This window comes from Variovorax sp. NFACC27 (genome assembly GCF_048301545.1).
In the GTDB taxonomy this organism is placed as follows: Bacteria; Pseudomonadota; Gammaproteobacteria; order Burkholderiales; family Burkholderiaceae_C; genus Variovorax; species Variovorax gossypii.
Genome location: NZ_CP157613.1, coordinates 6,509,018 through 6,527,329 on the forward strand (window position 1 = coordinate 6,509,018; position 18,312 = coordinate 6,527,329).

At 65.0% G+C, this 18,312-nt stretch carries 16 protein-coding genes; 3 read left to right on the forward strand and 13 right to left on the reverse strand.

What is annotated here, in order from left to right; all coding sequences use genetic code 11:
• Positions 1-74: 74 nt before the first annotated feature.
• A complete protein-coding gene (locus tag ABL840_RS30350; RefSeq protein WP_093197585.1) occupies positions 75-362 on the reverse strand; it encodes an HU family DNA-binding protein in 288 nt (95 codons plus the stop codon).
• 196 nt (positions 363-558) lie between these two features.
• On the opposite strand from ABL840_RS30350, the gene ABL840_RS30355 reads away from it, so the two are divergent.
• Positions 559-837 (forward strand): hypothetical protein, encoded by a 279-nt coding sequence (locus ABL840_RS30355; protein WP_093301922.1) that lies wholly within the window; start codon positions 559-561, stop codon positions 835-837.
• Positions 838-917: 80 nt separating this feature from the next.
• Positions 918-1,763 (forward strand): HEAT repeat domain-containing protein, encoded by an 846-nt coding sequence (locus ABL840_RS30360; RefSeq protein ID WP_093301926.1) that lies wholly within the window; start codon positions 918-920, stop codon positions 1,761-1,763.
• A gap of 14 nt (positions 1,764-1,777) precedes the next feature.
• On the opposite strand, the gene ABL840_RS30365 is transcribed toward ABL840_RS30360, so the two are convergent.
• Both ABL840_RS30365 and ABL840_RS30370 read right to left on the reverse strand, forming a co-directional pair.
• A complete protein-coding gene (locus ABL840_RS30365) occupies positions 1,778-2,410 on the reverse strand; it encodes a DUF938 domain-containing protein (RefSeq protein WP_093301928.1) in 633 nt (210 codons plus the stop codon).
• A gap of 123 nt (positions 2,411-2,533) precedes the next feature.
• Positions 2,534-3,370, reverse strand: coding sequence for a class I SAM-dependent methyltransferase (locus tag ABL840_RS30370; RefSeq protein WP_093301930.1), 837 nt, complete (start codon positions 3,368-3,370; stop codon positions 2,534-2,536).
• A gap of 317 nt (positions 3,371-3,687) precedes the next feature.
• On the opposite strand from ABL840_RS30370, the gene ABL840_RS30375 reads away from it, so the two are divergent.
• Positions 3,688-4,860 (forward strand): DUF3883 domain-containing protein, encoded by a 1,173-nt coding sequence (locus tag ABL840_RS30375; protein ID WP_093301933.1) that lies wholly within the window; start codon positions 3,688-3,690, stop codon positions 4,858-4,860.
• 80 nt (positions 4,861-4,940) lie between these two features.
• Here ABL840_RS30375 and ABL840_RS30380 read toward each other — a convergent pair whose 3' ends face one another.
• The 10 genes from ABL840_RS30380 to ABL840_RS30425 form a co-directional block, all read right to left on the reverse strand.
• Positions 4,941-6,143, reverse strand: a complete 1,203-nt coding sequence (locus tag ABL840_RS30380; protein ID WP_093301936.1) for a hypothetical protein — start codon at positions 6,141-6,143, stop codon at positions 4,941-4,943.
• Between the two features lie 417 nt (positions 6,144-6,560).
• Positions 6,561-6,812: a hypothetical protein gene (locus tag ABL840_RS30385; protein ID WP_418116066.1), complete on the reverse strand. Its 252-nt coding sequence runs from the start codon at positions 6,810-6,812 to the stop codon at positions 6,561-6,563.
• Between the two features lie 367 nt (positions 6,813-7,179).
• The gene (locus tag ABL840_RS30390; RefSeq protein WP_093197607.1) at positions 7,180-7,821 is read right to left on the reverse strand and encodes a response regulator; all 642 of its coding nucleotides are present in this window, start codon (positions 7,819-7,821) and stop codon (positions 7,180-7,182) included.
• On the reverse strand, positions 7,818-9,239 hold the full coding sequence (locus tag ABL840_RS30395; protein WP_093301941.1) for a cache domain-containing protein: 1,422 nt from the start codon (positions 9,237-9,239) through the stop codon (positions 7,818-7,820). Before ABL840_RS30395 ends, ABL840_RS30390 begins: the two co-directional genes overlap by 4 nt.
• Before the next feature lie 44 nt (positions 9,240-9,283).
• Positions 9,284-10,522, reverse strand: a complete 1,239-nt coding sequence (locus tag ABL840_RS30400; protein WP_093301944.1) for an MFS transporter — start codon at positions 10,520-10,522, stop codon at positions 9,284-9,286.
• A 127-nt stretch (positions 10,523-10,649) separates the two neighbouring features.
• Positions 10,650-11,588: a DedA family protein/thiosulfate sulfurtransferase GlpE gene (locus ABL840_RS30405; RefSeq protein ID WP_093197615.1), complete on the reverse strand. Its 939-nt coding sequence runs from the start codon at positions 11,586-11,588 to the stop codon at positions 10,650-10,652.
• A 139-nt stretch (positions 11,589-11,727) separates the two neighbouring features.
• Entirely contained in the window at positions 11,728-13,125 is a 1,398-nt protein-coding gene (locus ABL840_RS30410) for a heavy metal sensor histidine kinase (protein ID WP_093301945.1), read from the reverse strand.
• Positions 13,122-13,829 (reverse strand): heavy metal response regulator transcription factor, encoded by a 708-nt coding sequence (locus tag ABL840_RS30415; protein ID WP_093301946.1) that lies wholly within the window; start codon positions 13,827-13,829, stop codon positions 13,122-13,124. The genes ABL840_RS30410 and ABL840_RS30415 overlap by 4 nt, the downstream gene beginning before the upstream one ends.
• Positions 13,830-13,903: 74 nt before the next feature.
• Positions 13,904-17,077: an efflux RND transporter permease subunit gene (locus ABL840_RS30420; RefSeq protein WP_093301949.1), complete on the reverse strand. Its 3,174-nt coding sequence runs from the start codon at positions 17,075-17,077 to the stop codon at positions 13,904-13,906.
• Positions 17,074-18,309 carry an efflux RND transporter periplasmic adaptor subunit gene (locus tag ABL840_RS30425; RefSeq protein ID WP_093301951.1) on the reverse strand — a complete coding sequence of 412 codons (1,236 nt, stop codon included), beginning with the start codon at positions 18,307-18,309 and terminating at the stop codon, positions 17,074-17,076. The genes ABL840_RS30420 and ABL840_RS30425 overlap by 4 nt, the downstream gene beginning before the upstream one ends.
• Positions 18,310-18,312 lie beyond the last annotated feature (3 nt).

Here is an 18,312-nt window from a genome sequence, read left to right on the forward strand (position 1 = left end):
ACGGAGGGAGGTGTGGGCAAGAGGCCTGCGCGTGCCTCCTGCGGGTTCTTTTTTGGGTCTCTTTTCTTACTTGCTTACTCTGCGGCGGGCGCGTTGACCGCGTCCTTCAGCGCCTTGCCGGCGGTGAACTTGGGCGCCTTGCTGGCCTTGATGGTCATCGGCTCGCCGGTCGAAGGGTTGCGGCCCGTGCGCTCGGGACGGCTGGCCACGGCGAAAGTGCCGAAGCCGATCAGTTGCACCGTGTCGCCCTTGGCCAGCGCGCGCGACAGGTTGTCGATGGCGGAGTCGAGCGCGCGGGCGGCGTCGGCCTTGCTCAGGTTGGTGTCCGTGGCGATGGCGGCGATGAGGTCGGTCTTGTTCAAAACGGGTGTCTTTCTTTGGTCGGACGATGAATGGATTGAAATGAAACAGGTGCGCACGGGGCGCACCGGGCTCGAACTTTAAACGCCCCGTCGAGGAATGAAGACACACACCCGCGTTTCAAAAGTGAAACATCGTGATCGATGCACGCTGTCGATGCACGAAACTCCGGCCCGGACTGGATGAAAAGTACCGACGATGACGCTGTTCGAACGTTTTCGGGCCTGGCAGGACCACAGGCGCTGGCACCGGCTCGCATGCGAGCGTGCGCTGGCCGAGTTCGCGCTCACGCACGCGGAGCGGACGGTTGGGGCGCATGTGTTGCGGCTTGGCGCGCAGGAAGCGGTAGTTCGCGTGATGTACGCGAATGGGCGGATACCGCTTGGGCGCTGCTGGTTTGCGGTGCCGCGCGACGGTGGGGCCGTGCGGGAGTTGTCGTTCGAGGACGTGGCGCTGATGGAGTCGCCCTGGCGGTGAGATAGCTTTCATCGACAAGCCGATTCGATCGGCCTCGACTGGCTTTTCCATGTGCAAGGTAGGTAGATAACATCCCCGCGATGAAGAAGACGGCAAGGAGCTCTGCCAAAACGCGAACCCAGCGGCAGTTGATTCGCATGGCACTACGCGGCTGGGGCAGCGAAAAGCGCTGGCGCGCCATCGTCGAACTGCAGATGCGCGGATCGCCTCAGATGCTCGAGTTTGTGCAACGGCTGTCAGGCAATGCCAGCTGGAGACGCAGGGCTCTCGGCCTCTATGTCGCATCCCAATTACGCACGCGAGTACGCAGCGCCGAATTCGGCAGCACCGAATACGGTATGGGCGCGACACAGGCACTGCTGCTTGCCGGCCTGCATGATCCGCATGACGAGGTAATTTGTGCGGCGGCCTCAGGACTCGGCCATCGGCCGCATCCCGCGGCATTGCCGGAACTCGTGCGACTGTCGGCTCACCGCAATGAGTCCGTCCGGTGGAATGTCGCGGTCGCGCTGGGCCGGTACCCTGAACCCGCCTCCATTGAAGCGTTGTGTCGACTCGCAGCCGATGCCGACGATGACGTACGCAACTGGGCCACCTTCGGCCTGGGAACAGCCCACGAAGAAGACACGCCAGAGATTCGCGACCTTCTGTGGAATAACCTGGAAGACAGAGATGCCGAGGTCCGCGGCGAGGCGCTCGTTGGACTGGCGGCGCGAGGTGATGCAAGAGCTATCGACTATCTGGTCGAGCATCTGGACGCCGACTGCCGGGTGTATGAGTTGGAGGCTGCAGAGAAGCTGGCGAGCCCCTTGCTGCTGGAAGCATTGCAGGCAATTGCACGAGACCGGGGCTCGCCGAAGCTCGATAGCTATTGGTCTGGTCGCCTCCAGGCGGCCATCGCGGCGTGTACCGCGAGCACGGCCTAGATGATCTGACTGGCCTAAGAACGGAAAACCAGCAGTAGATTGTTCGCAGGCATCGCATGCCGCTCCCGCAACACGAGCCCCGCCCTCCGCGCCTCCACGGCCACATCCTCCAGCCACCGAATACCCCACTCGGGATTCCGCGCACGCAAGTCTTCATCGAACGCGATGTTGCTCGGCGCCGTCGGCACTCCGTCTTCGATGTAGGGCCCGTACGTGACGAGCATCCCACCAGCACGCAGATGCCGCGCGGCCCCTTGCATCAGCGCGGCGCATGTGGCCCAAGGCGAGATGTGCAGCATGTTGGCGCAGAAGATCGCGTCGAACTGCTTTTCTTCTTCTGTTGCCGCTGCGAACGCGAAGCCCTCCGATGGCCATCGAGGCGCCATCACGTCGAGCAGCAGCGGCGGGCGCAGATTGGGCAGCGCGGCCTCCGCGATACGGCTTGCCATTGCGGGCAGCATGCGCGCGTCTGCGTCGGTGGGCTGCCAGGTCCATCTGCTCAACGCAGCCGCGAACCACACCGCGTGCTGGCCCGTGCCGGATGCGATCTCCAGGGCGGCGCCCTCGTCGCCGAGGATGCCGGTCAACGCATCGAGGATCGGCTGCTTGTTGCGGTCGGCGGCGGGGCTGTGGGGAAGACTGGACATTTGACTTCGAAGAAGAAGAAGAAGAGCGGCTGAGCGAGATCGGGAACTGCCGTTTGTACCCGCAGTTGGCCCCACGCTCGGCGCTGCGGGGCTGACTGGGCCACACCCGTGCGACCTGCGCCCCTACCCCGCCGCCACGATCACATGCGCCTGGATCTTGCCGGCCACCGGGCCTTCACCATGACGGCTCGCAATCGCCCGTGCCGCGCGGTCCGTGGCCAGCTGGAGCGCGTTGGCGTCGCGCGACTCGATCTCGTTGCGCAGCGGCGTTCCCTGGCAATAGGCGGTGGCGACCTCGCGCGCCGAGGGTGAGCGGCTGAGCTTCTCGCGCGTGTCGATCTGGATGCTGGTGAAGCCTGCGCGGCTCAGGTCTTCGCGGATCAACGCGACGTCGTGATAGCCGTGCGGCGTGCGCGCCAGGAAGCGCGGAGGGTCTTGCGGGAACAGCCCGGCCATGGCGTTGGTGACCTCGTCGGCAAAGGCGTTCTCCTCGATGCGGTCCCACACGTTGAAAACGAAGCGCCCGCCCGGCCTCAGCACACGGCGCGCTTCGGCATAGCCGGCGGTGCGGTCGGGGAAGAACATCGCGCCGAACTGGCAGCAGACGACATCGAACGAGGCATCTTCGAACGGCAGCTTGAGTGCATCCGCCTGCCGCCATTCGATGTTGATGCCGGTGCTACTGTGGCCATCGGCGCCGTTGCCTTGCCGGGTGGCGGCATAGTCGAGCATGGGCTGGTTGAGGTCGGTCACCACGTAGCGCGCGCCGGCGCCGAGCCTGGGCGCAAGCGCCCGCGTGACCACCCCGCTGCCGGCCGCCGTTTCGAGCACCGCGCCGGGCGAAGAGGCTGCGACCAGCTCCGCCATGTCGAGGGCATAGGCCTCGAAGATCAGGGGGACCATGAGCGTGTCGTAGAACTTCGGGATCGAACCTGCGAATACCTTGTCGGTTTCGGGCATGGGGGGTCTCCTTGAAAGCTTGTTCGGAGCGGTGCGCTTGGGCGCCCTACTTAGGTTACCTCTAGGTCCAGCGCGGGGCCGGGCGGCTTCAACAGGCGCGCCGCTTGATGGGCATTGGCGGCGTAGCACCATGGTGGCCTTGTGGGCTAGCCTCGTCAACGTATGCTAGGGCTTGTCTAGTTGATCTCGGCACGCTTAGGCTGTTTGAGCGCACTGCATCTAGGGGAAGACTATGCCTCCACAGTCGCCATCTCTGGTTAGAGTTTTGAAAACCACCGCAGTGTTTCATCGATGCTCTACACAGGGAAATCCAAAGAATGAGGAAAAATATCTCGCAGACCTTGGTGGCAGCTGCCGCGCACTTCAATCGGATCTATGACGGACTTTGGGAGAATGGGGCTGACATGCAACGTGGGGAGTTCTTAGAACGCTTCCCTATCGAATCTCTCCGCTCGCTGACTCTCAAAGAATACGCCATTGGCCAGAACAAGGGTCAGACGTTCTGTCATTGGGCTGAGCCCGGGACCGACAAGTGGGCTCGCATCAAAGGTGCGACATCCAGCAAATTCGGCATCTATTACGGACACGAAGGCAAGCGGCCCGAACAACGTTTTCGCTACACAAAGAAGTTCGCTGGAAACCTATCGCTCGAGGGAGCAGAAGCCCTGGTTTTTCCTATCGTTCGTGATGAGCTGACAAGTCTTGTTGAGCGAGGTCGGATCTTGGACTTTAGAGCGGTGGACGCCAACCGACTATCGCAGATGCTGAAAGCCAAGATCCTCAGTCTCTACTTTGGCGATCTGTACTTGCCAATCTGCAGCGAAGATATCCTCTTGGAACTGGCACGGGCGCTTGATATCGATAGTAAGTCGCCCAGCGAGATCCAGCATGAGACGCTTCGATTGAAGCAGCGACTACCAATCTTCAAGGGATGGAGCAATCTCAAGCTCACAGACTTCTTACTGCAGCAGGTTTCGGGCGACCTAACAGGCGTTGCTCCGCCTCAGCGGAAGGCGCCTCCGCCGAAGCCCAAGTTTTCCAACCTGGATTTCGAGCCGAACTTTGAAGAGTTAGCAAAGAAAGCTCGGGAGAAAGGAGAGAAGAGCGAGCGGTTTGCACTTGAGAGAGAGAAGGCCAGGCTTCGCTCACGAGGCCTGGGGCACCTGATTCCGAAGATTCTCGACAGGACAAAGAAGCCAAGGTACGGCTACGACTTTGACTCGTTCTCAGACGCTGACGAGCCCCGCCATATTGAGGTCAAGACATTCACTAGGTCCAGCTTCTTCTTGTCCGCAAATGAGCTTCGAATTGCTCAGAGCGAGGGGCAAGGTAAGCGGTACTTCTTCTACCTAGTGACGTACGACCGAGATGGCGAGCCGACGGACTGCCTAGTTTATCGAGCAGTAGACGTCTTGGGTTGGTGCGATCTACTGCCTCAGAACTTCATGGTCAAAGCACCGAAGGGCTTCGAGAAAGGCGTACACCGCTAGAGGAAGACCTAATTTTTGTCTCAGGGCCGAAGCATGACTACGACCTCTCGACAACGCACGCGATGGACAGTGCAAGACGGCTACTTCTTTAGAAGCTTAACCAACTCTACAGCCATGTCCTTAACAGCAATGGCGTCAAATGGACTGTTCACCGTATGCGTTTCCACGCTCTTCCCAAAGTACAAGCCTGTCATCTTCTCGCGTATTTCAATTTTCTTTTCCTCAGGCAAAAGTTCAATGAAGGGCCCAATCGCTGCCAAATCAAGCTCTGTCTGGCGCGCACGATCAGAGTTGGAACGATGCCGAGCAGACTCCCGAGCTGTGTACCAAGCAGGTGTCGTGATCGCAACCGCATACAGCAATCGAATAACAACCGCCCAGCCATTCTCCGCATTAAATGGCTGCCCCCAGAACTTGTAGAACGTCGCACCGGCCACTATTAAGCCGAGCCCAAAAAACGCCAGCGTGGCAAGCCGCAAAATGTCAGCAGTCTTGCCTTCGGAGACTGCGATCCTTTGGTAGTTTCCCGTGACAGTATCGTTTCCTACGATCTGAACCAGTTTCCGAGCTTCTTCCTTATGCGTCGTAAGTGTGGAGATCAGGTTACTAGCTTCAGAGCGCGTGTTCTTGTTGAACTCGCCGATATCTTCAGTCAGTTTAGCGATAGCTGCATTCGCAGCCTCGATTCGAGCTTTTTCATTCTCAGCAAACTGAACATCTAGTTGGGCCACAGTTGCGGCCGCGTCCGTTTTGGCACGAGTCACGGCCTCTATCGACGCAGTAATCTGTGTCGTTTGCTCAGCAACCTTCGCCGTCAATTCTTGAACTTTCAGAGCAAATTCGTCGCGTTGCGCCGCGAGCTGATTGATTGTCTTCTGTGTTGCCTCGGCCTGAATCTCAAATAGCGGGCCGATCAAGTTGCTTGGCAGGTTCGACAAATGAGGGCCATACCCCCATTGGAGCGGCATGATATTTCCCTCAAACTGAGATGCCGCATTGACCAGATGTCCACCGTTACCGTTGCCAACAAAACTGGTAAGTTCGTTTAGAGGCGAATTTAGGTTGTTCTGGAGTTGCAAAAGGCCGGAGGTACTGCAAAGCTCAGCGGGCGTCTGCTCCAGCAAAACCTTCAAAACCGCTGACATTGCGGCGACTTTGTCTCGGGCAAACCGAAACTGCTCGTTCTCGGCAATTGCCGGCAAAGTAAATGCAGGGTCGAGTTGGAGTTCGATGATCCGAAGCAGCGTGCCGTACGCCGCATGGTCTGTATTGGATGACGACATTCTTCTCCTCAATCTTCTTCGAGTTCGAGCTACCAGCGTTTACACCGTAGACGTAGGAATGTACCAAGACACTACGGAGCGCAATAGCTCAGTTCCACTAGTCAAATACGGACTGGCTTCGCAGCAGTATGAGGCGTGTGTTTAAAAATCTTGGACCGCAACACGCCGTAACTCCTAACGACTGCGACGCCATCCCGCCCCTTTCGCGGTCGAACGATTTCATTTCTTCAGAGCGTCGATAGCGAGTTCTTCGACCTCCGCCGCACCCTTGCCAACCTTGTACTCCTTGCCTGCATCAGTAATCCCTCGTTGTTTCATCTAGTGTTGCAACATGGATGCGACGTCGCTAACTGAAAGGGCGAAATCGGGTCGACCAACTGCGCCAAGCCGCCTATGAAGACTTGGCGCTCAAACCGGTCATCCCGCCGGGCTCATCTCCTGATACAACTCCACCGCCTCCCGCGCCAAATCCGAAGCAATCCAAAGCAGATTCTCCCGATGCGCCTCCCCCGCATCCTGGAACCATCCGTCCCCGGCGCCGTAGAAGCACCAGAGCAGCGAGTTCAACTGCTCCAGCTTGTTCTCCAGAAGACCGGACGGGTCCCGTGTCGTGGTGGTTGCGTCCGCGGATGCCGGCTTTGCTGCGCCGGCCATAATTCGTTTAGCCACTTGGTGTGCTCCTTCTAAGGGTTATGCACGTCATTTGGTTAGACGGCTGAGGTGTTCGCGCACCTTGGCCGTCGCCTTTTGCACCTCACGTTCGCGTCGATGCAAGTCGCATCCGCAGCCCGCCGCGAGGCAATGCGGTTCACTCAAGAGAAGTCTTTGTGTGCTCTGCCCTCCATGCCCACTAGGTGGGTCGTTCAACCACAGGGGCATTCACTGTATAGAAGACCAGCCCCGCGCAGAAATAACTTTCTGCCCAGAATTTCTCGATTCCTTCGAGTAATCGCGAGGCCGCAGCGCCAGTCCACAAAGCGCTGACAGTCGCCGGGTCAATCAGCGAAAAAGAGGCAGCAGAAGCGGCGGCAACAGTTCAGGAATCGCGCCCGAATTCGCGCGCATGTTCCACCGCGTACTTGATGAGCTCCGCCTGCCCCTCGATGCCCAGCCGGCGCTTGATGCTCTGCCGGTGCGCCTCCACCGTGCGCACGCTCAAACCCAGTTCGCGCGCGATCTGCTTGCTCGATTCGCCCCGGCCCAGCGCCGACAGAATCTCGCTCTCGCGCGGCGTGAGCAGCGGCCTGGGCTCCTGGGTGCGAAACAGTTTTTTCGACACGGCCGGGCTCAGGAATGTGCCGCCGGCCGACACGGCCTCTATGGCCGCGACGATCTCGGCCGCGGGCGCGTCTTTCAGCACGTAGCCGCGCGCGCCCACCTGCAAGGCCTTCTGCACGTACTCGGGGTTGTCGTACATGCTGAGCATCACGATGTGCGTCGCGCTCTGGCGCTGCAGCAGCACTTCCGCGAGCTCGATGCCGTTCATGTCCTTCATGCCGACGTCCATCAGCATCAGGTCGGGCCGCACGCTGTCGACCAGCTCCAGCGCCTCTGCGGCGCTGCCGGCCTCGCCGACGATCTCCAGGTTGGGCATGGAGCCGAGCCGGGCGCGCAGGCCGTCGCGCACCAGCGGGTGGTCGTCGACAAGAAAGAGCCGGATGGTCTTGGCGGTGGTCATGCTCTGGCGCCTGATGCGGGCGCGTGTGCCTGCTGTTTCTGTTCGGCCGCTGCTGCCCTCGCGCTGCGTGCGGGCACCTCGGCCTCGATGGAGGTGCGCCCTGCGTTGCTGCACATGGTGAGCCTCCCGCCGATGGCTTCCATGCGCTCGCGCATGTTGCGCAGGCCGATGCCGCGCCTCGGGTCGAGCTGCACGGCCTCGATGTCGAAGCCGGTGCCGTCGTCGCTCACTTCGAGCCGCACGCCCTCTTCTTCATCGAAGTTCAGCGCAATGTGCACGTGGTGCGCGTTGGCGTGCTTGCGCACGTTGGTCAGCGCCTCCTGCGTGAGGCGGAAGAGCGCGGTCTTCACCTCGGGTTGCAGCTCGAAGGATTCGCCGCCGATCATCATCGAGGCATCGACGCCACCGCCCTCTTCCCTGAACTCGTCGACCAGCCGCTCCAGCGCGGCGGGCAGGCCCAGGGTGTCGAGCAAGGCGGGGCGCAGCCGGTGCGAGATGCGGCGCACCTCTATCAGCGAATCGTTGAGCCGCTGCAGCGCCTTGGGCAGCGCGGGCGGCGTGGGCTGGTGCTGGCGTTCGAGCGACTCGACGGCCGATTCGATCAGCAGCTTGGCCGACACCAGCGTCTGGCTGGTGCCGTCGTGCAGCTCGCGCGCGAGGTGGCCGCGCTCTTCTTCCTGCGACTGCACCACGCGCCGCGCGAGCAGGCGCAGCTTGGCTTCGGCCGTGCGGTGTTCGCTGAGGTTGAGCAGCAGGCCGGCGGCGCTGACCACGCCGAGGCACAGCGCGGCAATGCCGGCTATCCACAGCAGCGTGGCGGTGACGTTGGCGTTCACCTGCCGGTCGAGGGTGTCCATGGTCGACTGGATGTCGTCGAGGTACAGGCCGGTGCCCACCATCCAGTTCCAGCGCGGCATGGCGGTCACGTAGCCGAGCTTGGGCGCCAGCTGCGCGCTCGAGGGCTTGCGCCATTCGTACTCGACGTAGCCGCCGCCGTTTTCCTTCGCGCCCTTGATCAGCTCCTGGATGGTGTAGCGGCCATGCGAGTCGCGCAGCTCCCAGAGGTTCTGGCCGACCAGCTCGGGCTGGCGCGAGTGCATGAGCGACTTGCCCTCCAGGTCGTACACGAAGAAGTAGCCGTCGTCGCCGTAGTTGAGCGCGGCCAGCCGGCGCAGGGCCTCGTTGCGGGTGGCCTCGTCGTCCTGGCCCGATTCGTACAGCGGCATCAGGTTGCTGACGGCCAGGTCCACGTAGCTGCGCAGCTCGCTGCGGCGCTGGGCCATGTAGCTGTTCTCGATGAGGGCACGCTCGCGCTGGGCGAGGTCGTTCTCCTGGTGGCGCACCGCAAGGGCCACCAGCACCAGCGCCAGGAGCAGCGGTGCGACGGCGAGCGCAACGATCTTGGTGCGGAGGTTCATCGGGTGGCAAGGCTACCACCGCGCCTGGAGGCCGCCAGGCCGGGTCAGCCGCCGACGGCAGCAGGCACCGATGCCCGCCTGAACTCCGTCGCGTAGTAGAGCAGCGCCACCAGCACATACCCGCCGCCCAGCAGGCACAACCCGCCCCATCCGTGGAAGGCGTACACGGCGGCCGCGATGCCCGAGGCCACCGCCGCGCAGATGAAGATGAAGGTCATGAACAGCCCGTTGATGCGGCCGCGCAGCTCGGGCGCCAGCATGAACAGGCTGCGGAAGTTGAGCACCTGGCACAGCTGCACGGCCCCGTCGAGCAGGATGCCTGCCGCGACCAGCCCGGCCAGCGAGTGGTAGTGCATGGAGACGGCGCCCAGCACGAACGAAAGCAGCGCGACGACGATGGCCCAGCCGGTGGCGGCCCGCGTCCAGCCCCTGTCGGCCAGCCGCCCCGCCACGGGCGCGAGCAATGCGCCCGCGGCCCCCGCCAGCGCGAACAGCGCGATGCCGCCCTGCCCCATGCCGAACTCGTGCACCAGCGCCAGGGGCACGGCCGTCCAGAAGGCCTGGAAGCCGGAGAACATCATCCCTTGGTAAAGGCTGCGCCTGCGCAGCAGCGGCGTGTTCCACACGATGCCGGGCAGCGAGGCCATGGTGCGCGCGTAGCCCACCGAGGCATGCGGCCGCCGCTGCGGCAGCACGCGCCACAGCACGGCGATGAGCGATGCCATCAGCGCGGCCGACAGGCCGAACACCGCGCGCCAGCCCAGCGCCGAGGCCACCACGCTGGCGAAGGGCCGGGCCAGCATGATCCCGCCCAGCAGCCCGGCCATGATGTTGCCGACCACCTTGCCGCGCGTGGCCTCGGGCGCGAGGTGCGAGGCGAAAGGCAGCAGCACTTGAGCCGCGACGGCGCAGGTGCCCACCACGAAAGAAGCCGCCAGGAAGGTAACGGCCGAGCCCGAGAGCGCAATGCCGACCAGCCCGATCACCGCGCCGGCCAGCGCGCCGATGATGAGCTTGCGGTTCTCGACCACGTCGGCCAGCGGCACCAGCAGCAACAGGCCGGCGCCGTAGCCGAGTTGGGTGAGCGTCATGATGAGCCCGGCCAGGCCGGCGTGCAGCTGCAGCGTGTCGGAGATGGGGCCGATCAGCGGCTGGGCGTAGTAGATGTTGGCTACGCAAAGGCCGCAGGCGACGGCGAATACGAGCGTGAGCGCGGGCGTGAGCCCCGGAGCGGAAGGATGGGCAGCGTGGGCCGCAGGGGCCGTGGAGGATGAAGAGGACACGGAGGAATCCCGGTTGCCGGTTGCGAGAAGGCTGGATTCAGGGTTAACCCGAAGGCCGGGCACCTTAGCACGCGCAGCCGGTTTCTGCTGGCGTGGGCCTTGTGCAGGCCCTCGGGACAACTACGCCTCAGTCGACCGTGGTCGGCCGGCCCGAGGCCACCCAGGCGTCGAGCCCGCCCGTCAGCGGCAGGGCCCGCCGCGCACCGCGCGCCAGCAGCACGCGCGCGGCCTGCGCGGCCGACACCTCGTTGGGGCAGTTGCAGTACAGCACCACGTCACGCCCCGCCGCATGCGACAGGTCGAGGCTGCGCTGCTGCAGCGCCTTGAGCGTGTAGGCCTGCGCGCCCGGAATGCGGCGCGGGTCGACCTGCACGCCGGCCTTGCCGCGCACGTCGATCACCAGCGGGGGCTCCTCGCCGCTCAGCAGCTCGTGCAGCTCTTCCACCGAGATGCGCGGCATGCCCGTGAGCCGCATGAAGGCGCGCCGACGCCAGTAGCGCACCGCCAGGATCACCAGCAGCACCACCGCCAGCGCGGCGGTGGCGACGCCGCCGGCCTGCGCCATGATGGCCAGCACTTCCTGGATCTGGTTGCGGAACACCCAGCCCAGCCCGAGGAAGAGCCCGGTCCAGACCAGCGCCGCGCCGATGTCGAAGCCGATGAACCGCCGCACCGACATGCCCAGCGCCCCGGCCATCGGCGGTGCCACCACCGACACGCCCGGCACGAACTTGGCGGCCACGAGCGAGAGCCCGCCCCAGTCGGAGATCAGCGATTCGCCGCGCCGCACGCAGGAGTCGGGCGAAAGGGAGATGCGGCACAGCAGCCGCATGAAGCGGTAGCCGAAGCGTCGCCCGGCATAGAACCACGCCCCGTCGCCCAGCAGGTTGGCGATGACGGCCGCCAGCACCACGCCAGCCACCGAGACATCGCCCGCCGCGAGCAGCGCGCCCGTGAGCACCAGCACCGCCGCCGCCGGCACCGGCAGCCCCAGCCGCGCGGCGAAGCTGGCGGCGAAAACCACCAGGATCGCGTTCTGCACGAGCAGGGACATCAGCTGCGCCATGGCTGCCCTTGTGGCCCGGATGCGGGTGAGATCTGCGGAGGTTGCGTGCTGTTCATGCCGACAGCGATTCTCGGGCATGGCCCAAGAACGTACCGGGCACAGGCCATTGGCGGATGGCTCCAGCCGGCGTCAACCAGCGTCAACCGGCGGTTTTTTCAGGGGTGCGCGACACGCTGAAGCCGAAGGTATTCAGCCCCCCTTCGCTCGATGCGCTGACCTGCCCGCCATGCATGCTCGCCACCGCCTTCACGATGGCCAGCCCCAGCCCGTGGCCGTGATGCTCGCCGCCATCGTTGCGCGCCTCGTCGACGCGGTAGAACCGGTCGAACAGGTGCTGCAGATGCAACGCGTCGATGGGCGCGCCGGGGTTCGAAACCGTGATCCACGTCGCGGCAGCCTCCTCGCGCAGCGTGACCGTGATCCGCGCGCCCGGCTTCGAATGCTCGATGGCGTTCTGCAGCAGGTTCGACATGGCGCGGCGGAACAGCGCGCTTTCAAGCCGCGCCTCGGCCAGCACATCGCCCTCGATGACGACCTGCGCGCGCGTCTCGTCGAGCACGAACTCGAAGAACTCGATGGTCTTGCGCACCTCCTGCGCCACCGGCGTGAGCACCAGCCCTGTCGCCACCTCGCCGCGGTCGGCGCGCGCGAGGAACAGCATGTCGTTGACGATGGAGCGCACCCGCTCCAGGTCTTCGAGGTTGGCCTGCAGCACCTCCTGGAACTCGCCCGCGCTGCGCTGGCGCGAGAGCGCCACCTGCGTGCTGCCTATGAGGTTGGCCAGCGGCGTGCGCAGCTCGTGCGCCACGTCGGCGTTGAACGATTCGAGCTGGCCGTAGGCTTCTTCCAGCCGGCTCAGCGCGCCGTTGAAGGCCTCGGCCAGCGCCGAGAGTTCTACCGGCAGAGGCTCCGCGCGCAGCCGCTGCGACAGCGTCTTGGGCCGCAGCGCCTGCGCCTCCTTCGACAGCCGCTCCAGCGGCCGCAGCCCGACCCGCGCGATCCAGTAGCCCGCAAAGGCCACCACCAGCACTGCGCCCAGCCCGAACGCGACCAGCGCGCTCAAAAAGGCCTGGCGCGTGCGCGCATAAGGCTCGGTGTTGCGCCCGACGATCAGGCGCACGGCCGGGCGCTGCTCGAAGGGATCGATGTGCACCGACAGCGTGCGGAACGGCCGCTCCTGCCCCGGCAGCTCGACGACGCTGGTGTGGCCGTTGGCCTCGCGCGTGAGGCCGTCGATCTCGGCCAGGCCCTTGCCGTACTGGAAGCGCGGATCGTCGCTGAGCACCCAGAAGCGCACGCTGCCGTCCTCGGGCGTGAGCGCGTCCATGCGCGACTGCACGCGCGACCAGCGCTCTGGGCTGCCGATGGCCTTGATCCAGAACTGCAGGCTCTTGAGCGTGGTGTCGAGCTCCTCGTATTGATGCCGCTCCAGCTCGCGCGCCAGCACGCTGTGCAACGCGAAGCCGGCCAGCGCGAAGGTCGCGAGCGCCACGGCCGCGAACATGATCACCAGCCGGGCGGTGATGGAGCGCTTCACGGCGCCGCGCCCTCCCCGCCGCTCTCACGTACCTCCATCACGTAGCCCATGCCCCGGATGGTGTGCAGCAGCTTCGGGCTGAAGGGTACGTCGATCTTGTCGCGCAGCCGCTTGATGGCCACCTCGACCACGTTGGTGTTGCTGTCGAAGTTCATGTCCCACACCAGCTCGGCGATGGCGGTCTTCGAGAGGATCTCGCCCTGGCGGCGCGCCAGCACCGCGAGCAGAGCGAACTCCTTGGCCGTGAGGTCGATGCGGGTGCTGCCCCCACCACTGCCACGAAAAGCCTTGCGCGCCAGCAGGTCGATCTGCAGGTCGGCGATGCGCAGCTGCATCGGCTCCTGCTTGCGGCCGCGCCGGTTCAGCGCCTGCAGCCGCGCAAGCAGCTCGAGAAAGGAAAAGGGCTTGACGAGGTAGTCGTCGGCCCCTTCGTGCAGGCCCTTGATGCGGTCTTCGACGCGGTCGCGCGCGGTGAGCATGATGACCGGCGTCTGCTTCACGGCGCGCAGCGCGCGCAGCACCGAGAAGCCGTCCTGGCCCGGCAGCATCACGTCGAGCACGATCACGTCGTACTCGTGCGTGAGGGCGAGGTGCTGGCCGTCGATTCCGTTGTGTGCCATGTCGACGGCGCAGCCCTGCTCGGTCAGCCCCTTGGAGAGGTAGTCCGCGGTTCTCAGTTCGTCTTCGACTATCAGGATCTTCATGGCGCGTTCTGCCTTCTTGTCTTCGTCTCCACCCCTTGCGGCATCAGCCAGCATCAACCGGCATCAACCCGCGTTCATCCGTGCACCTCGGCAGGCACGGGAGCCTTGCCTTCCTTCGCGGCCTTGCGGGCCTTGCGCGCTTCCTTGCGTCGCATGTACCAGTAGTGGGCGCGGTCGAGGTACAGGTAGACCACGGGCGTCGTGAACAGGGTGAGCGCCTGCGAGAGTATCAGCCCGCCGACCATCGCGTAGCCCAGCGGCCGGCGAAGCTCGGAGCCCGAGCCGTGGCCCAGCATCAGCGGCAGGCCCGAGAGCAGAGCGCACATGGTGGTCATCATGATCGGGCGGAAGCGCAGCAGGCAGGCCTGGTAGATGGCGTCGTGCGGCGGCATGCCCTGCTCGCGCTCGGCCTTGAGGGCGAAGTCGATCATCATGATGCCGTTCTTCTTCACGATGCCGATGAGCAGGATGATGCCGATCAGCGCGATCACGCTCAGGTCGTAGCCGCCCGCCATCAGTATCAGCAGCGCGCCCACGCCCGCCGAGGGCAGCGTCGAGAGAATGGTCAGCGGGTGGATGTAGCTCTCGTACAGCAGGCCCAGCACGATGTACACCGCCACCAGCGCCGCCGCGATCAGGTAGGGCTGCGTGGCCAGCGAGTCCTGGAAGGCCTGCGCCGTGCCCTGGAACGAACCGGTGAGCGACTGCGGCAGCCCCATGTCGGCCTGGGCCTTGTTGATGGCGTTCACCGCGTCGCCCAGCGCATGGCCTGGCGCGAGGTTGAACGAGATGGTCACGGCCGGGAACTGGCCCTGGTGGCTGATCGACAGGTAGGCGGTCTTGCTCGTGTCTACCTTCACGAATGTCGACAGCGGCACCTGCTGGCCGGTGATGGGTGAGTTGAGGTACAGCTTGCTGAAGAGCGCCGGGTCCTGCTGCAGCGCGGGCGTTACTTCGAGCACCACGTGGTAGCTGTTGAGCTGCGTGAAGTACTGCGCCACCTGGCGTTGGCCGATGGCGTCGTACAGCGTGGCGTCGATGACGGCCGGCGAGATTCCGAAGCTCGATGCGCGGTCGCGGTCGATGGTGAGCACGGCGGAGGCCGCGGCGTTCTGCTGGTCGGTGGCCAGGTCGGTGAGCTCGGGCAGTTGCTTGAAGCGCTCGAGCAGTTTCGGTGCCCAGGTGTTGAGCTCGTCGAGGTTGGCGTCGGTCACCGTGTACTGGTACTGCGTGCGCGAGGCCCGGCCGCCCACGCGGATGTCCTGCCCTGCCTGCAGGAACAGGTTCACGCCCTGCACCTTGGCCAGCTGCGGGCGCAGCCGCGTGATGATCTCGTCGGCGGAGGCGGTGCGGCCTTCGTCCTTCGGCTTCAGGCTGATGAAGAAGTTGCCGGTGTTGTAGGTGGACGAACTGCCGTTCATGCCGAAGCCGGTCACATCAGGGTCCTTGCGCACCACGTCGGCCAGCTCGAGCATGCGGGCGTTCATCGAGGCGAAGGAGGCGTCCTGCGCCGACTCGGCAAAGCCCGAGATGAAGCCCGTGTCCTGCTGCGGGAAGAAGCCCTTGGGGATGAACACGAAGAGCACGCCCGTGGCCGCCACCGTGGCGATGAAGGTCATGAGCGTGATGAACTGGTGGTCGAGCACCACGTGCAGCCCGCGCTTGTAGGCGCCGAGCATGGCGTCGAAGCCGCGCTCGAAGAGCTGGTAGAGCCGCCCGTGCTGGCTGCCGTGCTCGTTCTTCAAAAAGCGCGAGCACAGCATGGGCGTGAGCGTGAGCGAGATCACCACGCTCACCACGATGGTGAGCGTGACCGTCACCGCGAACTCGCGAAAGAGCCGCCCCACGATGCCGCCCATGAGCAGCAGCGGAATGAACACCGCCACCAGCGACACCGAGATCGAGATGATGGTGAAGCCGATCTCGCCCGCACCCTTGTACGCGGCCTCGACCGCCGACATGCCCTCTTCCACGTAGCGGTAGATGTTCTCGAGCATCACGATGGCGTCGTCCACCACGAAGCCGACCGCGATGGTCAGCGCCATGAGCGAGAGGTTGTCGAGGCTGTAGCCCAGCAGGTACATCACAGCCACCGTGCCCAGCAGCGCGAGCGGCACCGTCACGCTGGGAATGAGCGTGGCCGGCACGTTGCGCAGGAACACGTAGATCACGCCCACCACCAGCGCGATGGTCAGCAGCAGCGTGAACTCAACGTCCTTCACCGAGGCGCGGATGGTCTGGGTGCGGTCGATGATGGCGTTGACGTCCACCGTCGGCGGGATCGAGGCCTTCAGCCGCGGCAGCGCGGCATTGATGCGGTCCACCGTCTCGATGACGTTGGCGCCCGGCTGCTTGGTGATGGCGAGCACGATGGAGCGGCCGTTCTGCACGGTGCTGCCCTCGGGCGCGGCGGCGCCGGCATAGGCCCAGCCGGCGATCTTGGCGTTCTCGGGGCCGTCGACCGCCACGCCCAGGTCGCTCACGCGGATGGGCGCGCCGTTGCGGTAGGCCAGCACCACGTCATTCCAGGGCTTGGCCTTCAGCAGCTGGTCGTTGGTGTAGACGGTGAAGCTCTGGTTGGGCCCGTCGATGGTGCCCTTGGGCGCGTTGACGGTGGCCGAGGCGAGCACGGTGCGCACGTCTTCCAGGCTCAGGCCCAGCGCGGCGAGCTTGGCCGGGTCGACCTGGATGCGCACCGCCGGCTTCTGCACGCCGCCGATGTTGACCAGGCCCACGCCCGAGATCTGCGATATCTGCTGCGCGAGGATGTTGTCGGCGTAGTCGTTCACCTCGGTGAGCGGCAGCGTCTTCGACTGCACCGAGAGAATGAGGATGGGCGCGTCGGCCGGGTTCACCTTGCGGAAGGTCGGCGGGCTCGGCAGGTTGGCGGGCAGCTGGCCGGTCGATGCATTGATGGCGGCCTGCACGTCGAGCGCGGCGGCGTCGATGCTGCGGTCGAGGTCGAACTGCAGCGTGATCTGGGTGGAGCCTAGGCCGCTTGTCGAGGTCATCTGCGACAGCCCCGCGATCAGCGAGAACTGCCGCTCCAGCGGCTGCGCCACGTTGGAGGCCATGGTCTCCGGACTGGCGCCCGGCAGGTTGGCCGAGACCTGGATGGTCGGAAAGTCGACCTGCGGCAGCGGCGCCACCGGCAGCAGCGGGAACACCGCCGCGCCGACCAGCAGGATGGCCAGCGCCAGCAGCGTGGTGCCGATGGGGCGCTTGATGAATGCGGCGGAGATGCTCAATTGCTGCTCCCGCTGCTGGTGGCGACCTTCGCCGCGTCCTTCACCGCGTCCTTGACGGCACTCTTCGCGGCCGGCGGCGGCTCGACGATGGTGGCGCCGGGCTTGAGCTTGTACTGGCCGTCGACCACCACGCGCTGGCCGGCCTCCAGGCCCTTGTCGATCACGGCCGTGCCGTCGGCGATCTGCACCACGTGCACCGGCACGTTGGCGACCTTGTTCTCGGCGTCGACCGCCCAGACGTAGGTGCTGTCCTGACCGCGCTGCACGGCGGCGGCGGGCAGCGTGAGCGAGTCGGCCCGGCGGTCGAGCTGCAGCCGCACGTTGACGTACTGGCCCGGCCACAGCGTGTGCTGCGGGTTGGAGAAGCTGCCCTTGAGCTGCACGGTGCCGCTGGTGGTGTCGATCTGGTTGTTCAGCAATATCAGCTTGCCGGTGCCCAGCATCTGCGTGCCGCTGCGGTCGTAAGCCACCACCGAGAGCGGCTGGCTGCTTTGCTGCTGCACGCGGTTGATGTCCTGCACCGCGTCTTCGGGCAGCGTGAACTGCACGGCGATGGGGTCGATCTGGTTGATGACGACCAGCCCGTTGGTGTCGGCCGCATGCACGATGTTGCCCGGGTCCACCAGCCGCGCGCCCACGCGGCCGTTCATCGGAGAAGTGATGCGCGTGAAGCTCAGTTGCACCTCGGCGTACTGAACCTGGGCCGCGTCGTTCTGCACTGCCGCTTCGAGCTGGTTGACGAGGGCCTTCTGCGTGTCGACCTGCTGCTGCGTGGCGGCGTCCTGCGCGATCAAGGTGGTGTAACGCTTGAGGTCGGCGCGGGCGTTCGTCAGCGTGGCCTGGTCCTTTGCCCTCGTGGCCTGCGCCTGCGCGAGCTGGGCCTGCAGCGTGCGCGGGTCGAGCTGAGCGAGCAGCTGGCCGGCCTTCACGTCCTGCCCCTCGACGAAGCCGACCTTGTCGAGCTGGCCGTCGATGCGCGCCTTGACGGTGACGGTGGCCATCGAGGCGACGGTGCCGATGCCGGAGCGGTAGACCTGCACGGTCTGGGTGGCGACGCGCGCGGTGGTCACCTGTACGGGCGGCGTCTTCGGCGCGTCGGGCTTGGCTGCGTTGGCGGCATGGTGGGTGAGCGCCCAGGCGCCGCCGCCGAGCACAAGCACGAGCGCGGAGGCCGCGAGCCAGGTGGATCGGCGTTGGTACAGGGGGTGCGTGGTGGTGTCTGGGGTCGTCATGGC